Genomic DNA, 24349 nt, shown 5'->3' with positions numbered 1-24349 from the left:
AAACAACGGGATTTTGCTGACGCAAAACCCGGACCGGATTAAACGGGATTTTGCCTTCGGCAAAACCCGGAAAGAGCGGATAAATCCCATAGGGATTTACCGCGATGACGGATAAACCGCTTAGCGGTTTACCTAGTTGGCGCGGGGTGGAGCAGCCCGGTAGCTCGTCAGGCTCATAACCTGAAGGCCGCAGGTTCAAATCCTGCCCCCGCAACCAAACATCCAAAAAGCCCGCGCGGAGAAATCCGCCGGGCTTTTTTGGCGTTTCTCAACCACCAAAACCACCGTCACCACGCGAAACCACCACGCCCGCAAGCATAAAGCGCGCTGAAACGGCAAACCGCGACGCGATGCCAGACACTTGACCAACCCCTTCTAGCCAGCGGCGATTGTTGTGTTTTGACCAATGAAACCTGACGTCGCTGGGTGGCCAAGCAAGTAGAAGCAAGCGTATGGGCAGAGTGCACGACAGCGAAGCACATCCTGCTGATCGGCCCCTCCAGGCACCCGCTCTGCGCGATGCAGCTGGACAAGCTCTCGAAAATAGAAACTATCGCCATAATCAAAAGGGAGTCGCACCAGGCTCCGAAAATGGCGGGGGGATTCGCGAGCATGGCCTATCAGGGGACTTTGGGTATCGAGCGAACCCGACTGGTCTACGCACTCTTTCTCGTTTGCGCCGGGCTGGCGATCCTCGGCAGTCTGCTTGCCGCTTCAGACGAGTCCCCTTGGCGCTGGTTGCACTATCTGACGAAGCCGACGGCGGCCTTGTTGCTTTTCGTCGTGGTCCTGCGCAACAGCCCGGCCTCGTCACGCACCTACGGCATGGCAGTCGCCATCGGCCTGCTTTTTGCCGCGGCCGGCGACACGTTTCTGATGCTGCCCGGCGATTATTTCCTCGCCGGGTTGATCTGCTTCCTGCTGACCCATTGCGCCTACATCTTCGCACTCACCCGCGATGCCAAATTTGCGGCCCATCCCGGGCTGTTCGGTGCTTTCGCCCTGGTCGCCTTTGCCGTCGTCGCTGGCCTCTGGACGTCCCTGCCGCCGGAGATGGGCATTCCCGTCATCATCTACGCATTAGCGCTCGGGGCCATGGCCGCCCAGGCTGTTTCCCGCCTGCGGCAGTTCTCGGGAACGCCGGCGCAGGCAACCGCGCGGTTTGCCGCCTATGGCGGCCTACTGTTCATGATCAGCGACACGCTGCTTGCCTATGGCCGCTTCCGCTGGCAGATCCCCTACAACGCACTCTGGTTGCTCGGCACCTATTATGCCGCCCAGTATTTCTTCGCCCGTTCGACGCAAGCCCATGACAGCAAACGATAATTTATCCGCGCAGCTTCGCCCCACCTTCGACCGGCTGCGTGGCGCATGGCTGGAACAGCGTCCAACCACCGAGCAACGACGTGACGACCTGAGCCGGCTCAAGGATCGGCTGCGCGCCCGCAAGGACGAGATGTGCGAAGCGATCAATGCGGATTTCGGCCATCGCGCCCGGCATGAAACGCTGCTCGGCGAAGGCGGCGTCGTGCTCTCGGAGATCGATCACACGCTGGCGAAGCTCAAGCGCTGGGTCCGTCCGGAGCGGCGGAAGGCAGGATGGAAGCTCTGGCCGGCCAAGGCAGAAGTGCGCTTCGTGCCGCTTGGCGTCGTCGGCATCATCTCGCCGTGGAACTACCCGGTCAATCTGGCGCTCGCGCCCCTGGTCGCGGCGATTGCTGCTGGCAACCATGTCTACCTGAAGCCCTCGGAGCATACGCCGAAAACGGCAGAGTTCCTGCGGTCGCTGCTCGCCGAGGTCTTTCCCACGTCGCGGGTGGCGGTCGCGCTTGGCGGCCCCGAGCTTTCCGCCAGTTTCTCGGCTCTTCCATTCGATCATCTGTTCTTCACAGGCTCGACCGCCGTCGGGCGCAAGGTGATGGCGGCAGCCGCGCAAAACCTGACGCCGGTAACGCTCGAGCTCGGCGGCAAGTCGCCGGCGATCATCGGAGAAACCGCCGATCTCGCAAAAGCCGCAAGGCGTGTTACGACCGGCAAGTTCTTCAATGCCGGACAGACCTGCATCGCGCCCGACTACGTTCTGATTCATGAGAGCAGACGCGATGCCTTCGTGGACTTGCTGAAGCAGGAAATCGCCACGCGTTATCCGGCAAAGCGTCGCTTCGACGATTACACGGAGATCGTCAATGCCGGCCAGCACGAACGTCTGAAACGGCTGATCGCCGATGCCGATCGGCGCGGCCACAGGGTGGTCCCGCTTCTCGATGGGACACAGGACGCGCCCGGACGCCCACGCTTTCTCCCGCCGACAGTCATCCTCGATCCGGATCGCGACAGCGCCGTCATGGGCGAGGAGATCTTCGGCCCGATCCTGCCTGTTGTCAGCTACGCTTCGATCGACGCGGCGATCGGCCATGTGCTCGGCCATGACCGTCCGCTGGCGCTTTATTGCTTCACGCGCAGCGAGGCCGAAATCGAAGCCATGCTCTCGCGCGTCGTCGCCGGTGGCGTCTGCATCAACGACACGCTCTACCAGTTCGGCTGCAACGACCTGCCCTTCGGCGGCGTCGGCGCCAGCGGCATGGGACACTATCACGGGCGCGACGGATTCCTGACATTCTCCAAGGCAATGCCGATTTTGCGGAAATACGATCCGGCGCCGAGCGACCTGGTGAAACCGCCCTATAAAGGCATCGCCGACTGGGTGATCCGCTTCCTTTCGCGATAGCTGCCAAAAATACTGCATGCGCGCTGCAATTTCGCCTTGTAGCTCTAGTTGCTAGAGGTCGTAGCCTTGCTTCAAGATTGCAAGGAGCAGGTCATGGCGAGCACTATTCGAGAAGCCCGTTATCGCGTCGAAGGCATGGATTGCGCATCCTGCGCGACCAAGATCGATACGGCGGTACGCAGGCTGTCAGGCGTCGAGGACGTTTCGGTCTCCGTATCGGCAGGCACGATGTCGGTAAAATTTGCCGATGAGAATGATCTCGCGACATCGATCGTCAGCAAAGTCGGAAAGCTGGGTTATCGTCTGCATCCGATCAATGCTGGCCAGACGCTGGAACGGAAAGCAGCGCATGTGTGCTCCGGCCATGACCATGATCATGGTCATGAGCACGATCATGGGCATCACCACGACCACCACGATCATCACCGTGAGGGCCACGCCGGACAGAAGGGCGAAAACGCAGCGGCTGCGGCAATGGGCCTTCATGGCCATGACCATGGCCCGGCGAGCGGCCCGTGGTGGAAATCGGGTAAGGGCAAGCTGACGATCGCCAGCGGCCTGGCGCTGATATCAGCCTATGCGGTCGGCAAGATGGTTCCGGCCACAGAGCCCTGGATCTTCACGCTGGCCATGCTGGTCGGCCTGTTGCCGATCGCGCGCCGCGCCCTTGCCGCTGCCACCATGGGCACGCCGTTTTCGATCGAGATGCTGATGACGATCGCTGCCGTTGGCGCGGTCTTCATCGGGGCGACCGAAGAAGCGGCGATGGTGGTGCTGCTCTTCCTGATCGGCGAGTTGCTGGAGGGCGTAGCGGCCGGCAAGGCGCGCGCCAGCATCCAGTCGCTGACAGCACTCGTTCCAAAGACCGCCTTCGTCGAGCGGGAGGGCCGGCTGGACGAAGTTCCCGCCGAGACGCTCAGTGTCGGCGCTGTCATTCTCGTTCGTCCCGGCGACCGCATTCCGGCCGACGGCGTGGTGCTTTCTGGCGAGAGTGCTGTCGACGAGGCGCCTGTGACCGGCGAGAGCACGCCGGTGCACAAGGAGGTCGACGACACCGTCGTTGCGGGCACCGTCAACGGTTCCGGTGCGCTGCGTGTGCGAGTGACGGCCGCTGCTGCGGACAACACCATCGCGCGGATTGTCCGCCTGGTGGAGGAAGCACAGGAAAGCAAGGCGCCGACCGAGCGCTTCATCGACCGTTTCTCGCGGTACTATACGCCAGGTGTCGTCGTGGTTGCGGCGCTGGTCGGCTTGCTACCGCCGCTTCTCTGGGGCGGCGCCTGGGATGAATGGATCTACAAGGGCCTCGCCATCCTCCTGATCGGCTGCCCCTGCGCTCTGGTTATATCGACGCCAGCCGCGATCGCTGCCAGCCTTTCGGCTGGCGCCCGGCGCGGTTTGCTGATGAAGGGCGGCGCAGTGCTGGAGAATGTCGGCAAGGTGACCGCCGCCGCCTTCGACAAGACCGGCACGCTCACCGAAGGCAAGCCGAGGGTGACCGACATTGTCGGCTTCGGCCGATCGGAGACCGAGGTTCTGCGCCTGGCGGCGGCACTTGAGCAGGGATCGAGCCATCCGCTTGCCCGTGCCATCTTGGAGCGGAGCGCGGCTGACGGCCTTGTCGTCCCCAATATCGCGACCGCAAATGCGGTCGGCGGCAAGGGGCTCGAAGGGTCAGTCGAGGGTGGCGCATTGTTCTTCGGCTCGCCGAAGGCGGCCGCTGAGCGGGCACCGATAACGGCGGCTGAGACGGCGCGGGTTTCGGCCCTCAACGACGAAGGCAAGACGGTTTCGGTGCTGGTAGCCGGTGGCGTGATTGCTGGTGCCATTGCCATGCGCGACGAGCCGCGGCCGGATGCGGCCGCCGGCGTCAAGGCGCTGACCGATGCTGGTCTGCGCGTCGTCATGCTGACCGGTGACAACCGCCGCACGGCGGAAGCAATCGGCCGCCAGTTCGGCATGGAGGTTCGCGCCGAGCTCCTGCCCGAGGACAAGCAGCGGATCGTCCGTGAACTGAAGAACGAGGGCTTCAACGTCGCCAAGATCGGCGACGGCATCAACGACGCGCCGGCGCTGGCGGCCGCCGATATCGGCATCGCGATGGGCGGCGGCACGGATGTGGCGCTCGAGACCGCGGATGCGGCGGTCCTGCATGGACGGGTGGGCGATGTGGCGGCGATGATCCGGCTGTCCCGTTCGACGATGCGCAACATCGTCCAGAACATCACCATCGCGCTTGGCCTGAAGGCCGTCTTCCTGGTGACGACGATCATTGGGGTCACCGGCCTGTGGCCGGCTATCCTGGCCGACACCGGCGCCACCGTGCTCGTCACCATGAATGCTCTGCGTCTGCTTCGGCCCGTGCGAGCCGCCTGAACAGCTAAAATGCCTCAAAAAGACGACCGGCGGCACATGGTGTCGCCGGTTTTTCGCGTCCAGGTGCCTGTGTATATTCACGCTGGACTCTCACCAGCGATCTGGTGAGAGTATAAGGAGAACTCGATTGAGGGCTTCCGCCCCGAAAAATCGATGATAAACTTATACCAAATGGTAAAAAAATCGCCGGCACGGTTTCTGGGAAGAATGCCGAAGCGGGCCAGTTTGGGGATCGCAAGGCCAATATGGACAATATTGCCATCGAACTGCGTGGGATCGACAAAAGTTTCGGCCCGGTCCACGCCAACAAGAACATCAATCTGAAGGTCCGCAAAGGGACGATCCACGGCATCATTGGCGAAAACGGTGCGGGGAAATCGACCCTGATGTCGATCCTCTACGGCTTCTATCAGGCCGACAGCGGCGAGATCCTCGTCGACGGCAAACCCGTTGCCATCCGTGATCCGAACGCGGCGATCGCCGCCGGCATCGGCATGGTCCACCAGCACTTCATGCTGGTCGAGAACTTCACTGTTCTGGAAAACATCATGCTTGGCGCCGAGGACAGCCAGATCCTCAACAAGGGCATTGCCAAGGCGCGCGTCGAGTTGAAACGGCTGGAGCGCGAATACGCGTTGGAAGTCGATCCGGACGCCGTCATCGAGGAGTTGCCGGTCGGTCTGCAGCAGCGCGTCGAGATCCTGAAGGCGCTCTATCGCCGGGCCGATATCCTGATTTTGGACGAGCCGACGGGCGTCTTGACGCCGGCCGAGGCCGATCACCTCTTCCGCGTGCTCGAGCAATTGAAGAGCCAGGGCAAGACCGTCATTCTGATCACCCACAAGCTGCGCGAGATCATGGCGATCACCGACGAGGTTTCGGTCATGCGCCGCGGCGAGATGGTGGCGACCCGCACGACGGCCGAAACGTCGGTCGAAGAGCTCGCCGAGCTCATGGTCGGGCGCCGCGTGCTCTTGCGTGTGGAGAAAGGCGAAGCCAAGCCCGGCGAGGTCAAGCTCGCCGTCGAGGGGTTGACCGTCAAGGATGGCCGTGGGGTTACCATGGTCGACAATGTCTCGTTCAATCTGCGGGCTGGCGAGATTGTCGGCATCGCCGGTGTTGCCGGCAACGGCCAGTCGGAACTGCTGGAAGCGATCTCCGGCATCCGCCGCGCCGTTTCCGGCTCCGTGCTCCTGAACGGCAAACCGATCGATGTCACCGGGCGCGCCGACCCCTCCGAGCTGCGTGATCGTGGTCTCGCCCATGTTCCGGAAGACCGCCACCATGTCGGCCTCGTCCTGAAGTTCGAAGAATGCGAAAACGCCATCCTCGGCTATCACCATGACAAGCGCTATCTCAACGGCGTCTTCCTCGACGTTGATGCGATTCGCAAGGACGCCGAGAAGCGCATCGGCGAATACGACATCCGCCCGCCGAACCCACGCTTGAAGACCGCGAATTTCTCCGGCGGCAACCAGCAGAAGATCGTGCTGGCACGCGAGATGGAGCGCGGGCCTGATGTGCTGATCATCGGTCAGCCGACGCGCGGCGTCGATGTCGGCGCCATCGAATTCATCCATAAGCGGATCATCGAGATGCGCGACCAGGGCAAGGCTGTCCTTCTGGTCTCCGTCGAGCTCGATGAAATCCGCGCCCTGTCGGACCGCATTCTGGTCATGTTCGCCGGCCGTGTCGTCGGCGAGCGCGATCCTGATGCGACCGAGGGCGAACTCGGCCTCCTGATGGCCGGTGTAGAAGGCCGCAAGGAGGCCGCAGAATGAGCACCCCTTATGCTAAGCTCCCGGGCTGGGTCGAATATGGCCTCATCCCGCTGATCAACCTCGCGGTCGCCTTCCTCGTTGCCGGCCTCGTGGTGCTGCTCGTCGGCGAAAATCCCCTGGAAGCGGCCTATCATCTGATCAACGGTGCCTTCGGCCGAGGCGAGTATTTGGGCTTCACGCTCTACTACGCCACCACCTTCATCTTCACCGGTCTTGCCGTCGCCGTCGCCTTCCATGCCGGCCTCTTCAACATTGGCGGCGAAGGCCAGGCCTATGTTGGCGGCATTGGCGTGGCGCTCGCCTGCCTCTGGCTCGATCAGACGATGCCCTGGTTCGTGGTGTTCCCGCTGGCGATCCTTGGGTCCGCCTTCTTCGGCGCGGCCTGGGCCTTCCTGCCCGGTTGGCTGCAGGCCAAGCGCGGCAGCCACATCGTCATCACCACCATCATGTTCAATTTCATCGCGTCGAGCCTGATGGTCTATCTCTTGACACGCGTCCTGAAGCCGCTCGGCTCCATGGCGCCGCAGACGCGGACCTTCGCCGAAGGCGGGCAATTGCCGAAGCTCGACTGGCTGCTTGCGATCTTCGGACTGAATGTCGGTACGGCGCCGTTCAACGTCTCGTTCCTGCTGGCGCTCGTTGCGGCCTTCTGTGTCTGGCTGCTGATCTGGCGTACCAAGCTCGGATACGAAATGCGCACCATGGGCCACAGCCCGTCGGCGGCACGCTACGCGGGCATGAGCGAGAGCCGCATCACCGTTATCACCATGATGATCTCGGGTGGTCTCGCGGGCATGATGGCGCTGAACCCGATCATGGGTGAACAGGCGCGCATGCAGCTCGACTTCGTGCAAGGTGCAGGCTTCGTCGGCATCGCCGTGGCGTTGATGGGCCGCTCGCATCCGGCCGGCATCATCCCGGCCGCGGTGCTCTTCGGCATGCTCTATCAGGGCGGGGCCGAGATCTCCTTTGAAATGCCGTCGATCTCGCGCGACATGATCGTCATCATCCAGGGCCTGGTCATTCTCTTCGCCGGTGCACTCGAAAACATGTTCCGGCCGGCAATCACCCGGCTGTTTACGATGCAGAGCCGCCGCGCAGCCGTCGTGACGCAGACCAAGGGAGCTTGAAGCCATGGATTTCTTCCACGTCATCGTGGTGCTTCTCGAGTCCACCATCCGTGTTTCCGTTCCGCTGATCTTCGCAGCCCTTGCCGGGCTCTTCACCGAGCGCGCCGGCGTTTTCGACATCGGCCTTGAAGGCAAGATGCTTGGTGCGGCCTTTGCCGCCGGCGCCGTCGCTGCGGTCACCCAGTCTGTCTGGATGGGGCTGCTTGCGGCGATCCTGATCTCGATCGCGCTGTCGCTGGTGCACGGCTACGCCTCGATCACCCAGCGCGGCAACCAGATCGTCTCCGGTGTCGCGATCAACTTCATCGTCGCCGGCTCGACCGTCATTCTCGGTGAAGCCTGGTTCCGCCAGGGCGGCCGCACGCCGGCGCTCGGGGAAGGTTCCCGTTTCCAGACGATCACCTTCCCCTATGCCGACAGCGTCAGGGAGATTCCGATCCTCGGCCCGATCTATTCGGACCTGCTTTCCGGCCATTTCCTTCTGACCTATGTCGCCTTCGCGATGGTGCCGATCAGCTGGTGGATCCTTTACCGCACCCGCTTCGGCCTGCGCTTACGCGCCGTCGGGGAAAACCCGGGCGCGGTCGACACGGCCGGCATCTCGGTTCTCTGGCTGCGTTATCGCGCAGTTATCTGCTGCGGCATCCTCTGCGGCTTTGCCGGTGCCTATCTGTCGCTGGCGATGACCGCCGGCTTCGTCAAGGGTATGACCGCTGGCAAGGGCTATATCGCGTTGGCGGCGCTGATCTTTGCCAAATGGCGGCCGTTCAACATCATGCTGGCCTGCCTGCTCTTCGGTTTCCTCGATGCGCTGGCGATCCGCCTTCAGGGCAATCCGCTGCCGCTGATCGGCCAGGTGCCGGTGCAGTTGATGCAGGCGCTGCCCTACATTCTGACCGTGATCCTGCTCGCCGGGTTCATCGGCAAGGCCATCCCGCCGAAGGCCGGCGGCGTCCCCTATGTCAAGGAGCGCTAGAACCATGGAAAAAGAACTGTTCGAGGCCGCGCGTGACGCGATGGCCAAGGCGCATGCGCCCTATTCGAAGTTTCCGGTCGGCGCGGCGATCCGCGCCGAAGACGGCAAGATCTATACCGGCGCCAACATCGAGAACCTGTCGTTTCCTGAAGGGTGGTGCGCTGAGACCACCGCCATCAGCCATATGGTCATGGCCGGCCAGCGCAAGATCATGGAAGTGGCCGTCATTGCCGAGAAGCTGGCGCTCTGCCCGCCCTGCGGCGGCTGCCGGCAGCGGCTGGCGGAATTCTCAGGCGCCAGCACGCGCATCTTCCTGTGCGACGAGACCGGGGTGAAAAAGACCCTGGCGCTGTCGGACCTTCTGCCGCACAGCTTCGAGACCGAGATCCTCGGATGACCGCCGCCGCTGAACTGCTGAAATCCAGGCTCGGCGGCCTTTCGCCGCGCTATGGCATCGTGCTTGGTTCCGGGCTCGGCTCGCTGGTCGATGCCGTGGACGAAACGCTGCGGCTTTCTTATGCCGACATACCCGGGTTCCCGGTCAGCAGCGTCTCCGGCCATGCCGGCGAACTCGTGGCCGGAACGCTCTCGGGCGTTCCTGTTGTCATGCTTTCCGGCCGAGTCCATTATTACGAACAGGGCGACGCCAACGCGATGCGCCTGCCGCTGGAAACCCTGAAGGAACTCGGCATCGAGTGCCTGGTGCTGACCAATTCCGCCGGATCGCTGCGGGAGGATCTGCCGCCGGGATCGGTGATGCGGATTTCCGATCACATCAACTATTCGGGCTTCAATCCGTTGATCGGCGTGGAAAGCGACGATCGCTTCGTCGGCATGACCAATGCCTATGATGCCGAGCTCGCCGGAAGAATGCAGGAGAGTGCCGAACGCCTCGGCATTCCGCTTCTTGGCGGCGTCTATATGTGGTTCTCCGGCCCGAGTTTCGAGACGCCGGCCGAGATCCGCATGGCCCGCATCCTTGGCGCCGATGCCGTCGGCATGTCCACGGTTCCGGAGGTCATTCTCGCCCGTTTCTTCGGGCTGAGGGTCGTCGCCGCTTCGGTGATCACCAATTTCGGCGCCGGCATGACCGGGGGCGAGATCAGCCATCACGAGACGAAGGACATGGCGCCGGTTGGTGGCAAGCGGCTTGCCGCGATCCTCGCCGACATGATCGCAGCCGACGCGGTGCGCGGGTGACGATGCTTCCGCAGGAAACAATCAGGCGCAAGCGCAACGGCAAACGCCTCGCTCCAGCCGAGATCGCGGACTTTGTCCGCGGCCTTTCGGATGGCTCGATCTCCGAAGGGCAGGTTGCCGCTTTCGCCATGGCGGTCTGGTTTTCCGGCATGAGTCGCGACGAGACCGTGGCGCTGACGCTCGCGATGCGCGACTCCGGCGAAACACTCGACTGGAGCACCATCCGTCGCCCGATCGCCGACAAGCATTCTACCGGCGGCGTTGGCGACAACGTCTCGCTGATGCTGGCGCCGATCGTTGCCGCCTGCGGCCTTGCCGTGCCGATGATTTCGGGGCGCGGGCTCGGGCATACGGGCGGCACGCTCGACAAGCTCGAATCGATACCCGGCTACGATATCCAGCCGTCGGCGGCGCTCTTCCGCAGGACAGTCGACGAGATCGGCTGCGCAATCATCGGCCAGACGGCGAACCTCGCTCCGGCCGACAAACGGCTTTATGCGATCCGCGACGTGACCGCGACCGTCGATTCCGTGCCGCTGATCACGGCCTCGATCCTGTCGAAGAAGCTCGCCGCCGGCCTTCAGTCGCTGGTGCTCGACGTCAAGCTCGGCAATGGCTCCTTCATGAGCGATGCCAAGGAAGCGGAGGCGCTTGCGCGCTCGCTGGTCGATGTCGCCAACGGCGCCGGCGTTCGTACCTCGGCGCTTCTGACCGACATGAACGAACCGCTGGCCGATGCCGCCGGCAACGCGTTGGAGATCGAAAATTGCCTGGCCTTCCTCCGGGGCGAGAAGAAGGGCACTCGGCTCGAAACGGTCGTCCTGGCCTTTGCTGCCGAAATGTTGGTGGCGGGGGGCGTCGCTGGTGATGCCGAACAGGGCGAAGCGCTGGCGCGCAAGGCGCTTTCAAGCGGGGCGGCGCTCGAATGCTTCGGAAAAATGGTGCACGCGCTCGGCGGCCCGACGGATTTCGTCGAGCGCTCGGTGGCCTATCTCGGGCGTGCGCCGGTCATCTTGCCGGTCGAAGCGAAGCAGTCCGGCTATCTTGCAGCCTGTGAGACCCGCGAACTGGGCATGGCTGTCATTGCGCTCGGCGGCGGACGGTCGCATCCGGATGACAGGATCGATCATCGGGTCGGCTTCGATGCGCTGAAGCGGCTCGGTACGCGGATCGAGAAGGGCGACCTGATTGCCTTTGTTCATGCGGCCGATCGGGATGCTGCGGACGTAGCCCGTCGGCGTCTGCACGAACTCTATACGATCGATGATATGGAGCCGACGACGCGTTCGCCGATTCTCGCGAAAATCACCTGACGAGGTGCAGGGCACCGTCCTCGACGCGGAAGGATGACAGCCGGTTCAGGAACGTCATGCCGATAAGCGTGCCGGAGAGCGCCTTGTCCGGCAGCACCAGTGCCTGAACGTCGCGTACCGATATGCCGCCGATCTCGATCCGGTTCAGCATCGCCGGAGCCGCTTCGACGACACCATTGGCAGTATTGACGCGAGCCGTGAAGGAAAGCGTGCTTGGTGCAATGCCGAGCCGGCGTGCGGTCGAAAGGTTGATGGCGATGCTGCTGGCGCCGGTGTCGACCAGGCCGCGCTCGCTGCGGCCGTTGATGCGGAAAGTGCCAAAGAAGTGGCCCCTGCCATCGGCGTCGAGCACAACGCTCCGCCCCGCCGCATACTTTGCCGTGGTCGTCGGCGGGGCTGCAGCTTCCTTGGCAGCCGTTTTGTTACCGCCTTGCGTCAAGGCGGTCGTTGCCAAGTGCGGAACCACCATGGCTGCAAGTGCGGCCAAAGCTGCCAATGCGAGCAAACGGACGAGCATGGACATCACCCTTCAATGGCATCGGATGCAGCAAACGCAAATTGCTGCGGAGACCGGTCTGCACGCCCGAAAGGAGGCGCGATCGCTATGGAGCAGTAGACCGCATGACGCCTAAGACGACATAAAAAAGCCGCCGGATACCGGCGGCTTTCTCACGGATTTGCAATCCTGGTTAAGGATCAGGAAATCATTTGGTGCCGTACATGCGGTCGCCCGCGTCACCGAGTCCGGGCATGATGTAGCCGAGTTCGTTGAGGTGGCTGTCGATCGAGGCGGTGTAGATCGGCACGTCCGGGTGTGCACCCTGGAAATTGCGGATCCCCTCGGGGGCAGCCAGCAGGCAGAGGAAGCGGATGTTCTTGGCGCCCCGCTCCTTCAGCTTGTCGATCGCTGCGATCGACGAATTGCCGGTGGCGAGCATCGGGTCGACGACGATGATGAGGCGTTCGGACAGGCTTTCCGGCGCCTTGAAGTAATACTCCACCGCTTCCAGCGTCTCATGGTCACGATAGACGCCGATGTGCGAGACGCGGGCCGAAGGCACCAGCTCGAGCATGCCTTCCAGCAGCCCGTTGCCGGCGCGCAGGATCGAGGCGAACACAAGCTTCTTGCCCTCGAGGACCGGCGAGTCCATTTCCTCCAGCGGAGTCTCGATCCGCTCCATCGTCAGTTCGAGATCGCGCGTGACCTCGTAGCAGAGCAGCGTCGAGATCTCCCGGAGAAGCCGGCGAAAACCCGCGGTTGAGGTCTCCTTCTTGCGCATGATGGTCAGCTTGTGCTGCACAAGCGGATGATCGATCACTGTAACGCCGTTCATGGCTCACCTTTCCGGATTTTTTGTATCCGTCCTTTTTCCATGGAATGCGTCGTCGCCGCAAGGGTGTTGGCCGGCCGGAGAGCGTCATCCCCAGCCGACGGATGGCGGCGGTTCCTAGATCCGCGCGAGCAGCCGCTGGCGGGTCGGCTCGTCGACGAAGGCGGCCTCGATCGCCGTGCGGGTCATGCGGTTGATCTCCTCGTCGGTGAAGCCCATCACCGCAGAGGCGATGTCGTATTCCTGAGCGAGCGACGTATGGAAGAACGGCGGATCGTCGGAATTGAGCGTGACGCGCACGCCTGCCTCGTAAAGTGCCCGCAATGGGTGCGAGGCGAAGTCCGGGAAGACCTGCAGCGAGATGTTGGAGCCGGGGCAGACTTCGAGCACGACTCCGGCATCGGCAAGGCGCCGCACCAGATCCATGTCTTCGATCGCCCGAACGCCATGGCTAATGCGCGAGGGGTGCACGTGGTCAAGCGCGTCGCGCACACTAAAGGCGCCGGAGAGCTCGCCCGCATGGATCGTCAGGCCAAGGCCTGCGTCCCGTACAATGTCGAAGGCGCGGGCAAAATCGGCCACGTTGTGCATGCGTTCTTCGCCAGCGAGGTTGAAGCCGGTGACGAGCGCATGCTCCCGCCTGGCCGCGAATTCTGCGGTCTTGATTACGGACTCCGGGCCGAGATGGCGAATGCCTGTGATCAGCATGCGCGATTCGATCCCGGTCTTCTGCCTTGCGGCTTCCATGCCGGCGGCAAGGCCCTCAAGGTAGGCTTTCGCGCCCAGGCCGATCGTGTTGCCGTGGTCGGGCGAAACGATGATTTCACTGTAGATTGTGCCGGCTTCGGCAAGCTCCGTCAGATAGGCTTCGGCGAGCAGTGCGTAGTCTTCCTCGGTCCGAAACAGCGAGGCGATGGCGTCGTAGCATTTCACGAAGCTGGTGAAGTCTTCCCAGACATAGGCCCTGTCACGGATGATCGCGCTGGTGTCGATGCCATACTTCTCGGCCTGAGCTAAAGCCAGCTCAGGCGGCGTCGCGCCTTCGATGTGGCAATGCAGCTCCGCCTTCTTCAGATGCGCGGTCAAATGAGGCTTCTCCCATGATGGCCCGGCGCGATGCCGAGATGTTTGGCGACGGATTCGCCGATATGCGCGAAGGTGTTGGCGACGCCGAGCGAGCGGCTGCGCAGCGACGGTCCGAACATCAGCACCGGCACCCGCTCGCGCGTATGGTCGGTGCCGCGCCAAGTCGGGTCGCAGCCGTGATCGGCCGTGAGGATGACGATGTCGGTGGGCTGCAGGCGGCGGTCGAGATCCGGCAGGCGCGCATCGAAGGCTTCGAGTGCTGCCGCGTAACCGGCGACGTCGCGGCGATGGCCGTAGAGCATGTCGAAATCGACGAAATTGGTGAAGACCAGGCTGCCGTCTTCGGCCTCGTCGATGGCCGCGAGACTTGCGTCGAAGAGCGCCATATTGCCGTCGGCCTTCGTCAGCTTCGTCACCCCCTGGTGGGCGAAGATGTCGCCGATCTTGCCGATCGCGTGAACCGTGCGCCCCGCTTCCGTCAGCCGGTCGAGGATCGTCGGCTCCGGCGGCAGCACGGAATAGTCACGGCGATTGCCGGTCCGGGTGAAAGTCTGCGGGCTGGTGCCGACGAAGGGGCGGGCGATCACGCGGCCGATATTGTAGTCGTCGACCAGGCGGCGGACCGTCTGGCAAAGCTCAAGCAGGCGATCGAGCCCGAAGCTCTGCTCATGCGCCGCGATCTGGAAGACCGAGTCCGAAGAGGTGTAGCAGATCGGCTTGCCGCTGCGCATGTGCTCCTCGCCGTGGCGGGCGATGATGTCGGTGCCGGAAGCATGGCAATTGCCGAGGATGCCGGGAATGTTGCCTTCGCGGCAGATGGTTTCGACGAGCTCGGGCGGAAAGGCATCGCCTTCAGCCGAAAAGTAACCCCAATCGAACATGACCGGCGTGCCGCCGATTTCCCAGTGCCCGGAGGGCGTGTCCTTGCCGCGCGAGACTTCGCTGGCGGCGCCAAAGGCACCATAGACCCGATTGGGCACCGGCATGCCCTTGGGAATCGTGCCGTTGGCGAGCTTTGCTGCGTGAACAAGGCCAAGGGCGGACATGTTCGGCAGATTGAGCGGCCCTTCTCGCAAACCAACGCGATCTGCGGCGCCGGCGGCGCAGAACTCCGCGATGTGTCCGAGCGTGTTGGCGCCCAGGTCACCGTAGGTTTCGGCATCCGGCGCGCCGCCTAAGCCGAAGGAATCGAGAACGAATAGAAACGCACGCGCCATGATGCACCTGACAGCGGAAGCGCTCGCATCGCGCTCCGAAAGCTTCTGGAAGAACGCGACGACGCCGGAGGCGCGCGCCACGCACAATCCCGAAGGGATAGCGCTGCGCACGGCGCAATGCAATTGCGCCGGATCAGTGCCCGATCAGCAATCAGTGCATTTTATTGTTTGGGCGAGACGCGAATGGAAGTAGGCCGTCTTGGAGAGGTCTATCGTCTTCGCCGTGGCCTGAAGGCTCGGAGCGTAGAGCAGCAACTCGTGCGGCACGGTCAGCTCCGTGCGAATGACAAAGGACTTGTTGGCCGTGAATTGGCCGGGCAGGGTGACCTTCGAATTCACGCTGTAGGGAACCCCGCCGGCCTGATCGCGCGACCAAATGACGGTCCCCTCATTGGTGCTTGAGACCTCGATACCGGTGATCTTCAGTGTGTAGTTCGCGTTCCCATAGGGTTCGAGAATACTCTTTGCGATATTCGGCACCTTGGCGAGGAAGGCTTTGTTGACTTCCGATTGCTGTGCGATGATGTCGGCGACGGCGCTCGCGGCGCGGGCCGTCTTGCCTGCGACCGTAAAACCGACCGAAAGCTCGAACGCACCGAGATAGGTTATGATCAGCAAGGGTGCGACGATCGCGAATTCAACGGCTCCGACGCCGCGTTTGTCCCGCCGCAGTGCGTGAAACATGGCAGAAACCGCCCGAAGGCGCAGGATCGTTTGCTTCGCAATCTGCTTCACGGCAAACCTCACTCGCTCTCGTTTCGGAAGGTGGCGGTTGCCACCATGAGATAGTCCTTCGGCATGCTCGCGCCGGCGGGCCGCAAATTGGTGACGAACGGCCTGACGAGGTCGGTGATCACGCTCCACCGATAGTAGGCACGCACCACGTTGAAGGTACCCGGACCGCCGGGGGCAAACTTGAAGTCGCCCGTATCAATATCGGTCGAATCCGCCTTGCGCGGGATGTTCACAGGAAACGTGCTGAGATCCGGGACCGCCCGGACATCCAGGTAGAACTGCGAGGGCTGGTTTGCTTCGGTGGCGGAGCATTTCATCAGGACTGAGATTTCATTGCAGAAGGCCTGGCGAAACTGCGCCTGAGTCATATCCGTGGCCTTCCCCCGCTGGAAGGTAATCTGGCCGGTACGGACCTTGCGCGCCATCGTCTCCGTTGCGTTCGCCAGGAGCTGGTCGCCGTAGAAGGCGGCAAAGGTTTCGAGTGAGGCGAAAATCACCACGAAGAAGGGCAGCGCGAGGATGGCGAACTCGATGCTCGTCGTGCCTTTGCGGTTGCGGATGAAGCGGCGCAGAATACCTTTTCGCCTGATATCAGGCCCGCTCGCACGTTCGATTGCCTGCTCGCTGCTCATTGTGCCGTCCCATCATGTTACGCCAGACGGGCGGAAGATTATGGAGCAACCGTTGATATTTCGTTCCCGCAAATCATGTGCATTTTAACGAATCGCGGGTCGAAACCCATAAAATTCAGTTGGCGCTACCTGTGGTTTTACGTTCCGCGTGTCGTTCACAATTTGGCGTACAGGAGAGCACGGTGCGCGACGTCTGTTTGTAGACGCGCACGGTGTTGCCTTCATCGATCGACACCAGAATCCGCTCATCGACAATTGCGTTTCCATCCTGGTCGAGGATGACCAGATTGGTCGTGCCAAAATTGCGGCCGGTGATGACGATGGTTCGGGCATCGGCAACCGTGGCGTCTGCCACGTCGGCATTTCCGATGATGACCTTGCTGACCGGACGATCGAGTTTGAGCACGCGCGCGTGATCCATATAGACGCGCATCATGTCGTTCTCTGCAGCAGCGGCGACCACCGGGAGCGATGCGATCACGAAAGCAAACAGGGCGGCTCGGCCGGTCGCGAATGGCATGGTCATGGCAGGTCCTTGAGGTGATGCTCACGCCATACTCCCTCGTCTTGGTGAATGAACCGTTAAATCCATGATTTCGAGACCGGATAGGCCCCGCGCCGTTTTCTGTTCGTTTACCCAAAAATCAGGGATGCATCGTTAACCTGTCGGTAACCGCCTTCTTTAAGTCGATGGAAATGCGCCAGGACTAGTTTGAGGCCATCCGATCAACGGCAACAGTTGGCGGAAGTGCTGAACAACAAACGCGAAGTAGGAGAATCATCATGAAGAAGATTTTTGCCCGTCTGATGAAGGACGAGTCCGGCGCGACCGCTATCGAGTACGGCCTGATCGCCGCCCTCATCTCGGTTGCCCTCATTGCTGGCGCAAGCACCCTGGGCGACGCGCTCAACACCACGTTCGACGGCCTGGGCGGAAAGCTCACGGATAGCACGACTGGTAAGCTCTAATCGGTCTGACCGGTTCAAGCGAGGCGAGATTCGCATGGCGAAGATTTTCCGTCGCCTGAAGCGGGATGACAGTGGTGCGACCGCCATCGAGTATGGTCTGATCGCGGTGCTCGTTTCCGCGGCCCTGATTGCCGGCGCAACCACGATTGGCAATACGCTCGATTCCGCGCTCAATGCAATCGGATCGAGTATTGCGACGAGCGGCAAGATCTAATGAACCGGTCTTGCAAGGAACAAATGGAGCCGCTGCAAAAGCGGCTCCATTTCTATCTGGAGCCCCACGGGGAATCGGAGATTGCGTGCGCTCATCTTGGAGGCAGGAACCATGACTGAGGCTGCTATTTTGGTGGTTTTTCCCTTTTGCCTGGCGTTTGCAGCCTTTTCAGACCTGCTGACCATGACGATTCCCAATCGCGTTTCGGTAGTGCTTCTGGGCAGCTTTTTTGTCGTGGCGCTGCTGGCGGGACTCGATCTCGGGGAGATCGGCCAGCATGTGGCCGCGGCCTTGGTTGTCTTTGCCGTGTGCTTCGGCCTGTTTGCTGCAAACGTGATGGGCGGCGGCGACGCCAAGCTCCTGACAGCAAGCGCCATCTGGTTCGGATTCACCCCGTCGTTGACCGCTTTTCTGCTCTACGTTTCCATTTTTGGAGGTTTGTTGACGCTTGCCATCCTGATGTTGCGCCGGCAGGAAAACACGATACTGGCGAGTGGCATCCCCGTTCCGCAGCTCTTGCTGACGGCCAAGAAAATTCCGTACGGCGTGGCAATCGCGCTCGGTGGCTTTGTTGCCTATCCGGCTTCGCCGCTTATGGAGGCGGTCTTTGCGCGCCTTTCTTAAGGCTCAAGCGCGGGGCATCACCTTTCGTTAACTCTCCTCATAAGTAATCCGTTAACTATAATTACACCAATTCCTGATCAATCTGACCCTGGCAATTCTTCGGGGCTCGGAAACGATCATGAAACCGGTTCGCATCATAATACTGGCGGTGGCCGTTCTGTCGGCTGCAATGGCTGGTCTATTGGCGATGAAACTGACGCGCGCACCTGCGCCGTTGGCCGCCGAGCCTCTGATCGAGCGGGCGCCGACCGTCAACGTCCTGGTTGCCAGCAAGAGCCTGCCTGTCGGATCGCGCCTGGCCGGCGATTCCATCCAGTGGATGGCCTGGCCGAAGGACGGTTTGGTTGACGGCCTGATCACCGACGAAAGTCGACCGTCGGCAATCGACGACCTCACCGGAGCCGTCGTTCGCTTGCCGATCTTCAACGGCGAGCCGGTCCGTCACGAAAAGGTCGCAGACTCGTCCAACCGCATCATGTCGTCGCTGTTGCCGGCGGGCAAACGCGCCGTCGCGACGGAAATCACCGTCGCCACCGGTGCCGGCGGCTTCATCCTTCCGAATGACCGTGTCGACGTCATCATGGTCCGCAAGGGCGATGGCGAACTCTACCTGACCGAAACCGTGCTCAGCAACGTGCGTGTTCTGGCGATCGACCAGCAGGTCGAGGAGAAGGAAGACGGCACCAAGGCCGTGGTCGGAACCACGGCCACGCTGGAGCTGACGCCCGACCAGTCGAAAGTAATGACAGTGGCGCAGCAGATGGCCGAGCGCATTTCATTGGCGCTCCGAAGCGTCGCCGATGCACAGGAATCCGACACCGACGCCGCAGACTATCTATTGAGCGGCGACGGTCAGCCGAGCATTCAGGTCATCAAATCCGGGTCCATCGTCAAGAGCGATGGCGCCCTCGGCCAGACACAGCAGTAACCAGGCTAGAATGGGGCATAAGGTGAAACGGAGCGGAAACACATTTCGGGCGTCTGTCGCAGCCGGCCTATCATTCTGCGTGGCGTTTACCGGCATGTATCTGCCGGCGCCGACGGTCGCACTCGCCGCTGCTTCCTCCGTCGTGCGGATCGTTGAAAGCGGCCCAGGCGTCAAGAAGAAGGTCAGTCTCGGCTTAAACAAGGCCGTGGTCGTCGACCTGCCGGCGGACGCGCACGACATTCTCGTGGCGGACCCGTCGCTGGCGGACGCAGTGACGCGCACCTCACGGCGTATCTATCTCTTCGGCAAATCCGTCGGCCAGACCAACATCTTCGTCTTCGGCCCCAATGGCGAGGAGATCGTCAGCCTCGACATCGAAGTCGAGCGCGATATCGCCAATCTCCAGTCCAATCTGCGTCGCTTCATTCCGGACGCCGACATCAATGTCGAGATCATTTCGGACAACATCGTCTTGACCGGAACCGTGCGAACGCCGCTCGATTCCACCCGTGCCGTAGACCTTGCGAAGGCCTTCCTCCAGGGCGGCGAGGCGACCACGCGCAACATCACCGCCCAGGGCAACAATGGCGATGCCGACATCTTCGCTGAAGACCGCCAGGTTTCGCAGATCGTCAACCTCCTGACGATCGACGGCGATGACCAGGTCAACCTCAAGGTCACGGTGGCCGAAGTCAGCCGCCAGGTGCTGAAGCAGCTCGGTTTCAACGGCCGTGTTAGCGACGGCGAAAGCGGCATCGGTTTCCGCAATCCGGCCAACCTCGGGGATGCGATCGGCGTTGGTGTCAACGCCGTGATCAACAAGTCTGTCGGCGGCACGATGATCTCCAGCTACATCAACGCGATGGAGCAGGCGGGTGTGATGCGGACACTGGCCGAGCCAAGCCTGACGGCGATTTCGGGACAGGAGGCAAAGTTCTACGTCGGCGGTCAATTTCGCCTGTCGGGAACCCAGGAAGTCACGACCGACGATCAGGCCGGCGAAAACAGGGTCACGCGCGAAGTCAACGACGTCGAATACGGCATCCGCCTGAACTTCAAGCCTGTTGTCCTGGGACCGGGACGCATCAGCCTGCAGATCGAGACGAATGTCTCTGAGCCCACCTATGAGGGATCCGTCGTCACTGGCAACGGCACGAGCAAGATTCCTGGCAATACCTTTCTCGGCATCCGCAGGCGCGAAGCTTCGACCAGCGTCGAGTTGCCTTCCGGCGGCTCGATCGTGATCGCCGGCCTGGTTCAGGACAATATTCGCCAGGCGATGTCCGGCCTGCCGGGTGCTTCGAAGATCCCGATCCTCGGAACGCTCTTCCGCAGCAAGGATTTCGTGCGCAACGAAACCGAGCTCGTCATCATCGCGACGCCCTATCTTGTCCGTCCTGTCGCCAGAAGCGCGATCTCCCGGCCTGACGACAATTTCAATCCGGCCAATGATCTCGACAGCTACTTCCTTGGCCGCGTGAACCGCATCTACGGGCGGCCGGAGGCGGCCGCTCCGGCAGGGCGTTACCACGGCAATGTCGGCTTCATCTACAAATAGGTCGGGTCATGACGCTTCGAACCGGTTCCCACCAGAATTCTGAAAGGCCGACTGCCATGCCCCTGAGCACATCCAGCGCCTTCATGCGATGCACGAGCCGCGTGGCCATGCTGGCCATCGCTGGTATCTTTCTTGCGAGCTGCGGGACAAAGGACAATCTCGCTACTGGCTCGATTCCGGACGACTATCGCACGAGACATCCGATCGTGCTCGCCGAAGGCGAACGCGCCATCGACATCCCGATCGCATCGGGCGACCGTCGCCTGACCCAGGGCACGCGCGATGTTATCGCCGGGTTCGCTTCCGACTATCGCAATTCGGCAAGCGGCGTCGTGCAGATCATGATGCCGCGCGGCGCGGCCAACAGCCATGCTGCGCAAGCGATGCGCAGGGAAATCCGCGGCGTCCTGGTTGCTGCGGGCATTCCCGCCAAACGTCTGCTCGAGACGAGCTACGACGCCGGACCTTATGGAGACGCGGCACCGATCCGCCTGAGCTACGTTGCGATTACCGCCCAGACCGCGCCTTGCGGCACCTGGCCGGAAGATCTGAACCTCAACACACTGGAAAACAAGAACTATTACAATTTCGGTTGCGCCTCGCAATCGAACCTGGCCGCCCAGATCGCCAATCCGACAGACCTGCTCGGCCCGCGCCAGACGTCGCCGATCGACGCGGAACAGCGTGGCCAGGTGATCAAGGACTGGCGTGGAACCGACAAGAGCGACGGCCCGGTCGTCATCTTCAACTGATAGCGGCGGGATGAAGAAATGAACACGATCGATTATAAGATCGGCACCGGCGGCGAGGGGGACGATCCTTTCTTCGACCAGGTGCGCACGGGCGATCTGGAGCAAGTCCGCCCGCTACCGCGGATCTCGATCCACGCATTCTGCGAAACCAATGCAATGCAGCAGCTGATGGAGCGTTGCGGGCGGGACCGGCGCATGGCCAAGGTCAGCTTGCGCATCAACAGCGGCAGCATCGACGCGGCCGCAAACATGTTCGCGACCGTGTCTACCCCCAATCTCATCATCCTTGAAACATCGACCGAACCACGGTCGCTACTGGCCGAGCTTACGCCGCTTGCAGAGGTCTGCGACCCGAGCACCAAGGTGATTCTCGTCGGCAAACACAATGATATCGGGCTCTATCGCGAGCTCATCCGCAACGGCATTTCGGAATACATGGTCGCACCGGTGTCTATGCCGGACATTCTCACCGCCGTTTCGGCGATCTTCGTCGACCCGGATGCCGAGCCCCTGGGCCGAAGCATCGCCTTTATCGGTGCAAAGGGCGGTTGCGGTTCGTCGGTGATCGCGCACAATTGCGCCTGGGGCATCTCCAGCCTCTTCTCGACCGAGACCATTCTCGCCGATCTCGACCTTCCCTATGGCACGGCCAACATCGATTTCGACCAGGATCCGCCGCAGGGCATTGCCGAAGCGGTGTTTGCGCCAGAGCGCCTGGACGAGGTGTTCCTTGACCGGCTGCTGACCAAATGCTCCGACCACCTGTCGCTGTTGGCCGCCCCCTCCATGCTGGACCGCGCCTATGATTTTGAGACCGGTGCGTTCCACCCGATCCTGGAGATCCTGCAGCGCAGCGCCCCCGTTTCCGTACTCGATCTTCCGCATCTGTGGACGGACTGGACCCGCGCCGTGCTCGGAGAAGCCGACGAAGTGGTGATTACCGCGATCCCCGATCTCGCCAGCCTGCGCAATACCAAGAACCTGCTCGATGCAATGAAGAAGCTGCGTCCAAACGACAAACCGCCCCACTTGGTTCTGAACCAGGTCGGGATGCCGAAGCGTCCGGAGATTACGGCGAGCGAGTTCTGCGATTCGCTGGAAACCGAAGCGGCGGCCATCATTCCCTTTGACGCGGCCCTATTTGGCAACGCTTCGAACAGCGGACGGATGATAGCGGAAATCGACAAGAAGGCGCCGGCGGCTGAAACGTTCTCACAGCTCGCGCATCTTTTGACCGGCCGGGTAACGATGAAGAAGGCTCGGCGCGGCGGACTTGGAAAGGTGCTTGCCGCGCTCGGCAGGAAATAGACTGGACATAGGATCACGCAAATGTTTGGCAAACGCGGAAACGAAGGCTTCGGCAAAAGCGGCACCCCGGGTCCCGCCGTTCCTCCGCCCGTGGTTGCTGCGCAACCGATGGCGACCGAGCGGTCCGCGGTTCCGGTTCTCGGCGAAACGACGTCCGCGATCCCGAAGATCCAGCCGGCCGCCTCATCGACGACCCGGCGTCGCACCGCGCGAACGGAAGACTATTACGATACGAAGTCGCAGGTATTTTCGGCGCTGATCGACACGATCGACCTGTCGCAGCTCGCCAAGCTCGACACCGAGAGCGCGCGCGAGGAAATCCGCGACATCGTCAACGACATCATCACGATCAAGAATTTCGCGATGTCGATCTCCGAGCAGGAAGAGCTGCTCGACGACATATGCAACGACGTGCTGGGGTATGGTCCGCTCGAACCGCTGCTTGCCCGCGACGACATTGCCGACATCATGGTCAATGGCGCTGGTCAGACCTTCATCGAAGTCGGCGGCAAGGTGCAGGAATCGGAAATCCGGTTTCGCGACAACGCGCAGCTGCTGTCGATCTGCCAGCGCATCGTCGGCCAGGTCGGCCGTCGCGTCGATGAATCGAGCCCAATCTGCGACGCCCGCCTGCCAGACGGATCCCGTGTCAACGTCATTGCCCCGCCGCTCGCCATCGACGGCACGGCGCTGACCATCCGCAAGTTCAAGAAGGACAAGCTGACGCTGGAGCAGCTCGTGCGCTTCGGTTCGGTAACGGCGGAGGGTGCCGTCCTTCTGCAGATCATCGGCCGCGTCCGCTGCAACATTGTCATCTCCGGTGGCACCGGCTCGGGCAAGACGACACTTCTCAACTGCCTCACGCGCTACATCGACGCCGACGAACGGGTCATTACCTGCGAGGACACGGCCGAGCTGCAGCTGCAGCAGCCGCATGTCGTGCGCCTGGAAACGCGCCCACCGAACATCGAAGGCGAAGGTGAGATCACCATGCGCGACCTTATCAAGAACTGCCTGCGCATGCGCCCCGAACGCATCATCGTCGGCGAAGTGCGCGGACCAGAGGTTTTCGACCTGCTTCAGGCGATGAACACCGGCCATGACGGCTCGATGGGAACGATCCATGCCAACACGCCGCGCGAATGCTTGAGCCGTATGGAATCGATGATCGCCTTGGGTGGCTACAGCCTGCCAGCCAAAACCGTGCGCGAGATCATTGCCGGATCGGTTGATGTGATCATCCAGGCATCGCGTTTGCGCGACGGCTCCCGGCGCATTACCCACATAACCGAAGTGGTCGGCATGGAAGGTGACGTGATCATCACGCAGGACCTGATGCGCTACGAGATCGATGGCGAGGACGCCGGCGGACGTATCATTGGCCGCCACACGTCGACCGGCATCGGCCGGCCGCATTTCTGGGATCGCGCCCGCTACTTCAACGAGGACAAGCGTTTGGCCGCCACCCTTGACGCCATGGACAAGAACTAG

The 24349-nt window shown here is 62.0% G+C and carries 24 protein-coding genes and 1 tRNA gene; 18 read left to right on the top strand and 7 right to left on the bottom strand.

The features are described 5' to 3' along the window. Positions 1–140: 140 nt before the first annotated feature. The 10 genes from BLU35_RS27990 (at position 141) to deoA (ending at position 11504) form a co-directional block, all read left to right on the top strand. Positions 141–217 (top strand) — tRNA-Met (locus BLU35_RS27990). Between the two features lie 395 nt (positions 218–612). Beyond that, positions 613–1326, top strand: coding sequence for a lysoplasmalogenase (locus BLU35_RS27985; RefSeq protein WP_093235385.1), 714 nt, complete (start codon positions 613–615; stop codon positions 1324–1326). Then, positions 1310–2728: a coniferyl aldehyde dehydrogenase gene (locus BLU35_RS27980; protein WP_093235384.1), complete on the top strand. Its 1419-nt coding sequence runs from the start codon at positions 1310–1312 to the stop codon at positions 2726–2728. The genes BLU35_RS27985 and BLU35_RS27980 overlap by 17 nt, the downstream gene beginning before the upstream one ends. A 93-nt stretch (positions 2729–2821) precedes the next feature. After that, positions 2822–5104, top strand: a complete 2283-nt coding sequence (locus BLU35_RS27975) for a heavy metal translocating P-type ATPase (RefSeq protein WP_093235383.1) — start codon at positions 2822–2824, stop codon at positions 5102–5104. Positions 5105–5349: 245 nt separating this feature from the next. Further along, positions 5350–6885, top strand: a complete 1536-nt coding sequence (locus tag BLU35_RS27970; RefSeq protein ID WP_057247713.1) for an ABC transporter ATP-binding protein — start codon at positions 5350–5352, stop codon at positions 6883–6885. Continuing rightward, positions 6882–8015 (top strand): ABC transporter permease, encoded by a 1134-nt coding sequence (locus BLU35_RS27965; protein WP_057247714.1) that lies wholly within the window; start codon positions 6882–6884, stop codon positions 8013–8015. Before BLU35_RS27970 ends, BLU35_RS27965 begins: the two co-directional genes overlap by 4 nt. Before the next feature lie 4 nt (positions 8016–8019). Further along, a complete protein-coding gene (locus tag BLU35_RS27960) occupies positions 8020–8991 on the top strand; it encodes an ABC transporter permease (protein WP_057247715.1) in 972 nt (323 codons plus the stop codon). A 4-nt stretch (positions 8992–8995) separates the two neighbouring features. After that, the gene (locus tag BLU35_RS27955; RefSeq protein ID WP_034805117.1) at positions 8996–9388 is read left to right on the top strand and encodes a cytidine deaminase; all 393 of its coding nucleotides are present in this window, start codon (positions 8996–8998) and stop codon (positions 9386–9388) included. Next, positions 9385–10191 (top strand): purine-nucleoside phosphorylase, encoded by an 807-nt coding sequence (locus tag BLU35_RS27950; RefSeq protein WP_057247716.1) that lies wholly within the window; start codon positions 9385–9387, stop codon positions 10189–10191. The genes BLU35_RS27955 and BLU35_RS27950 overlap by 4 nt, the downstream gene beginning before the upstream one ends. Continuing rightward, entirely contained in the window at positions 10188–11504 is a 1317-nt protein-coding gene (deoA, locus tag BLU35_RS27945; RefSeq protein ID WP_093235382.1) for a thymidine phosphorylase, read from the top strand. Before BLU35_RS27950 ends, deoA begins: the two co-directional genes overlap by 4 nt. On the opposite strand, the gene BLU35_RS27940 is transcribed toward deoA, so the two are convergent. The 7 genes from BLU35_RS27940 to BLU35_RS27910 form a co-directional block, all read right to left on the bottom strand. Continuing rightward, positions 11497–12021 carry a TIGR02281 family clan AA aspartic protease gene (locus BLU35_RS27940; protein ID WP_093235397.1) on the bottom strand — a complete coding sequence of 175 codons (525 nt, stop codon included), beginning with the start codon at positions 12019–12021 and terminating at the stop codon, positions 11497–11499. The genes deoA and BLU35_RS27940 overlap by 8 nt on opposite strands. 187 nt (positions 12022–12208) lie before the next feature. Then, complete coding sequence (gene upp / locus BLU35_RS27935; protein ID WP_058324465.1) at positions 12209–12838, bottom strand: uracil phosphoribosyltransferase; 630 nt, start codon at positions 12836–12838, stop codon at positions 12209–12211. Between the two features lie 114 nt (positions 12839–12952). Beyond that, a complete protein-coding gene (locus tag BLU35_RS27930; protein ID WP_057247720.1) occupies positions 12953–13921 on the bottom strand; it encodes an adenosine deaminase in 969 nt (322 codons plus the stop codon). After that, positions 13918–15138 carry a phosphopentomutase gene (locus BLU35_RS27925; RefSeq protein ID WP_093235395.1) on the bottom strand — a complete coding sequence of 407 codons (1221 nt, stop codon included), beginning with the start codon at positions 15136–15138 and terminating at the stop codon, positions 13918–13920. The genes BLU35_RS27930 and BLU35_RS27925 overlap by 4 nt, the downstream gene beginning before the upstream one ends. A gap of 144 nt (positions 15139–15282) precedes the next feature. After that, complete coding sequence (locus tag BLU35_RS27920) at positions 15283–15822, bottom strand: TadE/TadG family type IV pilus assembly protein (RefSeq protein WP_093235394.1); 540 nt, start codon at positions 15820–15822, stop codon at positions 15283–15285. A 59-nt stretch (positions 15823–15881) separates the two neighbouring features. Next, a complete protein-coding gene (locus tag BLU35_RS27915; RefSeq protein WP_093235381.1) occupies positions 15882–16505 on the bottom strand; it encodes a TadE/TadG family type IV pilus assembly protein in 624 nt (207 codons plus the stop codon). A gap of 115 nt (positions 16506–16620) precedes the next feature. Next, on the bottom strand, positions 16621–17031 hold the full coding sequence (locus BLU35_RS27910) for a pilus assembly protein N-terminal domain-containing protein (RefSeq protein ID WP_093235380.1): 411 nt from the start codon (positions 17029–17031) through the stop codon (positions 16621–16623). A gap of 257 nt (positions 17032–17288) precedes the next feature. Here BLU35_RS27910 and BLU35_RS27905 point away from each other — a divergent pair, with 257 nt between their 5' ends. From BLU35_RS27905 to BLU35_RS27870, 8 genes are all read left to right on the top strand, one after another. Then, complete coding sequence (locus tag BLU35_RS27905; RefSeq protein ID WP_057247723.1) at positions 17289–17474, top strand: Flp family type IVb pilin; 186 nt, start codon at positions 17289–17291, stop codon at positions 17472–17474. 34 nt (positions 17475–17508) lie between these two features. Next, positions 17509–17688: a Flp family type IVb pilin gene (locus BLU35_RS27900; RefSeq protein WP_057247724.1), complete on the top strand. Its 180-nt coding sequence runs from the start codon at positions 17509–17511 to the stop codon at positions 17686–17688. 111 nt (positions 17689–17799) lie between these two features. Beyond that, on the top strand, positions 17800–18312 hold the full coding sequence (locus BLU35_RS27895) for an A24 family peptidase (protein ID WP_057247725.1): 513 nt from the start codon (positions 17800–17802) through the stop codon (positions 18310–18312). Positions 18313–18430: 118 nt separating this feature from the next. Next, positions 18431–19240: a Flp pilus assembly protein CpaB gene (gene cpaB / locus BLU35_RS27890; RefSeq protein WP_093235379.1), complete on the top strand. Its 810-nt coding sequence runs from the start codon at positions 18431–18433 to the stop codon at positions 19238–19240. 10 nt (positions 19241–19250) lie between these two features. After that, the gene (locus BLU35_RS27885; RefSeq protein WP_093235378.1) at positions 19251–20798 is read left to right on the top strand and encodes a type II and III secretion system protein family protein; all 1548 of its coding nucleotides are present in this window, start codon (positions 19251–19253) and stop codon (positions 20796–20798) included. 56 nt (positions 20799–20854) lie between these two features. Then, positions 20855–21550, top strand: a complete 696-nt coding sequence (locus tag BLU35_RS27880; protein WP_057247728.1) for a CpaD family pilus assembly protein — start codon at positions 20855–20857, stop codon at positions 21548–21550. Between the two features lie 18 nt (positions 21551–21568). After that, on the top strand, positions 21569–22858 hold the full coding sequence (locus BLU35_RS27875; RefSeq protein WP_093235377.1) for a CpaE/TadZ family protein: 1290 nt from the start codon (positions 21569–21571) through the stop codon (positions 22856–22858). A gap of 21 nt (positions 22859–22879) precedes the next feature. Next, positions 22880–24349 carry a TadA family conjugal transfer-associated ATPase gene (locus BLU35_RS27870; protein ID WP_093235376.1) on the top strand — a complete coding sequence of 490 codons (1470 nt, stop codon included), beginning with the start codon at positions 22880–22882 and terminating at the stop codon, positions 24347–24349.

This window comes from Sinorhizobium sp. NFACC03 (assembly GCF_900103435.1).
Taxonomy (GTDB): Bacteria; Pseudomonadota; Alphaproteobacteria; order Rhizobiales; family Rhizobiaceae; genus Ensifer.
The sequence above is the reverse complement of the archived record's forward strand: the minus strand, read 5'-3'. Positions and strand labels throughout refer to the sequence as shown.

What these genes read in the sequence shown, in the direction of transcription:
- BLU35_RS27950 (WP_057247716.1), top strand. Translation starts at nt 9,385, where the DNA reads ATGACCGCCGCCGCTGAACTGCTGAAATCCAGGCTCGGCGGCCTTTCG.
- BLU35_RS27960 (WP_057247715.1), top strand. Translation starts at nt 8,020, where the DNA reads ATGGATTTCTTCCACGTCATCGTGGTGCTTCTCGAGTCCACCATCCGT.
- BLU35_RS27965 (WP_057247714.1), top strand. Translation starts at nt 6,882, where the DNA reads ATGAGCACCCCTTATGCTAAGCTCCCGGGCTGGGTCGAATATGGCCTC.
- BLU35_RS27895 (WP_057247725.1), top strand. Translation starts at nt 17,800, where the DNA reads ATGACTGAGGCTGCTATTTTGGTGGTTTTTCCCTTTTGCCTGGCGTTT.
- upp (WP_058324465.1), bottom strand. Translation starts at nt 12,838, where the DNA reads ATGAACGGCGTTACAGTGATCGATCATCCGCTTGTGCAGCACAAGCTG.
- BLU35_RS27980 (WP_093235384.1), top strand. Translation starts at nt 1,310, where the DNA reads ATGACAGCAAACGATAATTTATCCGCGCAGCTTCGCCCCACCTTCGAC.
- BLU35_RS27955 (WP_034805117.1), top strand. Translation starts at nt 8,996, where the DNA reads ATGGAAAAAGAACTGTTCGAGGCCGCGCGTGACGCGATGGCCAAGGCG.
- BLU35_RS27975 (WP_093235383.1), top strand. Translation starts at nt 2,822, where the DNA reads ATGGCGAGCACTATTCGAGAAGCCCGTTATCGCGTCGAAGGCATGGAT.
- BLU35_RS27900 (WP_057247724.1), top strand. Translation starts at nt 17,509, where the DNA reads ATGGCGAAGATTTTCCGTCGCCTGAAGCGGGATGACAGTGGTGCGACC.
- BLU35_RS27885 (WP_093235378.1), top strand. Translation starts at nt 19,251, where the DNA reads ATGGGGCATAAGGTGAAACGGAGCGGAAACACATTTCGGGCGTCTGTC.
- cpaB (WP_093235379.1), top strand. Translation starts at nt 18,431, where the DNA reads ATGAAACCGGTTCGCATCATAATACTGGCGGTGGCCGTTCTGTCGGCT.
- BLU35_RS27940 (WP_093235397.1), bottom strand. Translation starts at nt 12,021, where the DNA reads ATGCTCGTCCGTTTGCTCGCATTGGCAGCTTTGGCCGCACTTGCAGCC.
- BLU35_RS27880 (WP_057247728.1), top strand. Translation starts at nt 20,855, where the DNA reads ATGCCCCTGAGCACATCCAGCGCCTTCATGCGATGCACGAGCCGCGTG.
- BLU35_RS27910 (WP_093235380.1), bottom strand. Translation starts at nt 17,031, where the DNA reads ATGACCATGCCATTCGCGACCGGCCGAGCCGCCCTGTTTGCTTTCGTG.
- BLU35_RS27905 (WP_057247723.1), top strand. Translation starts at nt 17,289, where the DNA reads ATGAAGAAGATTTTTGCCCGTCTGATGAAGGACGAGTCCGGCGCGACC.
- BLU35_RS27985 (WP_093235385.1), top strand. Translation starts at nt 613, where the DNA reads ATGGCCTATCAGGGGACTTTGGGTATCGAGCGAACCCGACTGGTCTAC.
- BLU35_RS27875 (WP_093235377.1), top strand. Translation starts at nt 21,569, where the DNA reads ATGAACACGATCGATTATAAGATCGGCACCGGCGGCGAGGGGGACGAT.
- BLU35_RS27870 (WP_093235376.1), top strand. Translation starts at nt 22,880, where the DNA reads ATGTTTGGCAAACGCGGAAACGAAGGCTTCGGCAAAAGCGGCACCCCG.
- BLU35_RS27925 (WP_093235395.1), bottom strand. Translation starts at nt 15,138, where the DNA reads ATGGCGCGTGCGTTTCTATTCGTTCTCGATTCCTTCGGCTTAGGCGGC.
- BLU35_RS27920 (WP_093235394.1), bottom strand. Translation starts at nt 15,822, where the DNA reads ATGTTTCACGCACTGCGGCGGGACAAACGCGGCGTCGGAGCCGTTGAA.
- BLU35_RS27915 (WP_093235381.1), bottom strand. Translation starts at nt 16,505, where the DNA reads ATGAGCAGCGAGCAGGCAATCGAACGTGCGAGCGGGCCTGATATCAGG.
- BLU35_RS27970 (WP_057247713.1), top strand. Translation starts at nt 5,350, where the DNA reads ATGGACAATATTGCCATCGAACTGCGTGGGATCGACAAAAGTTTCGGC.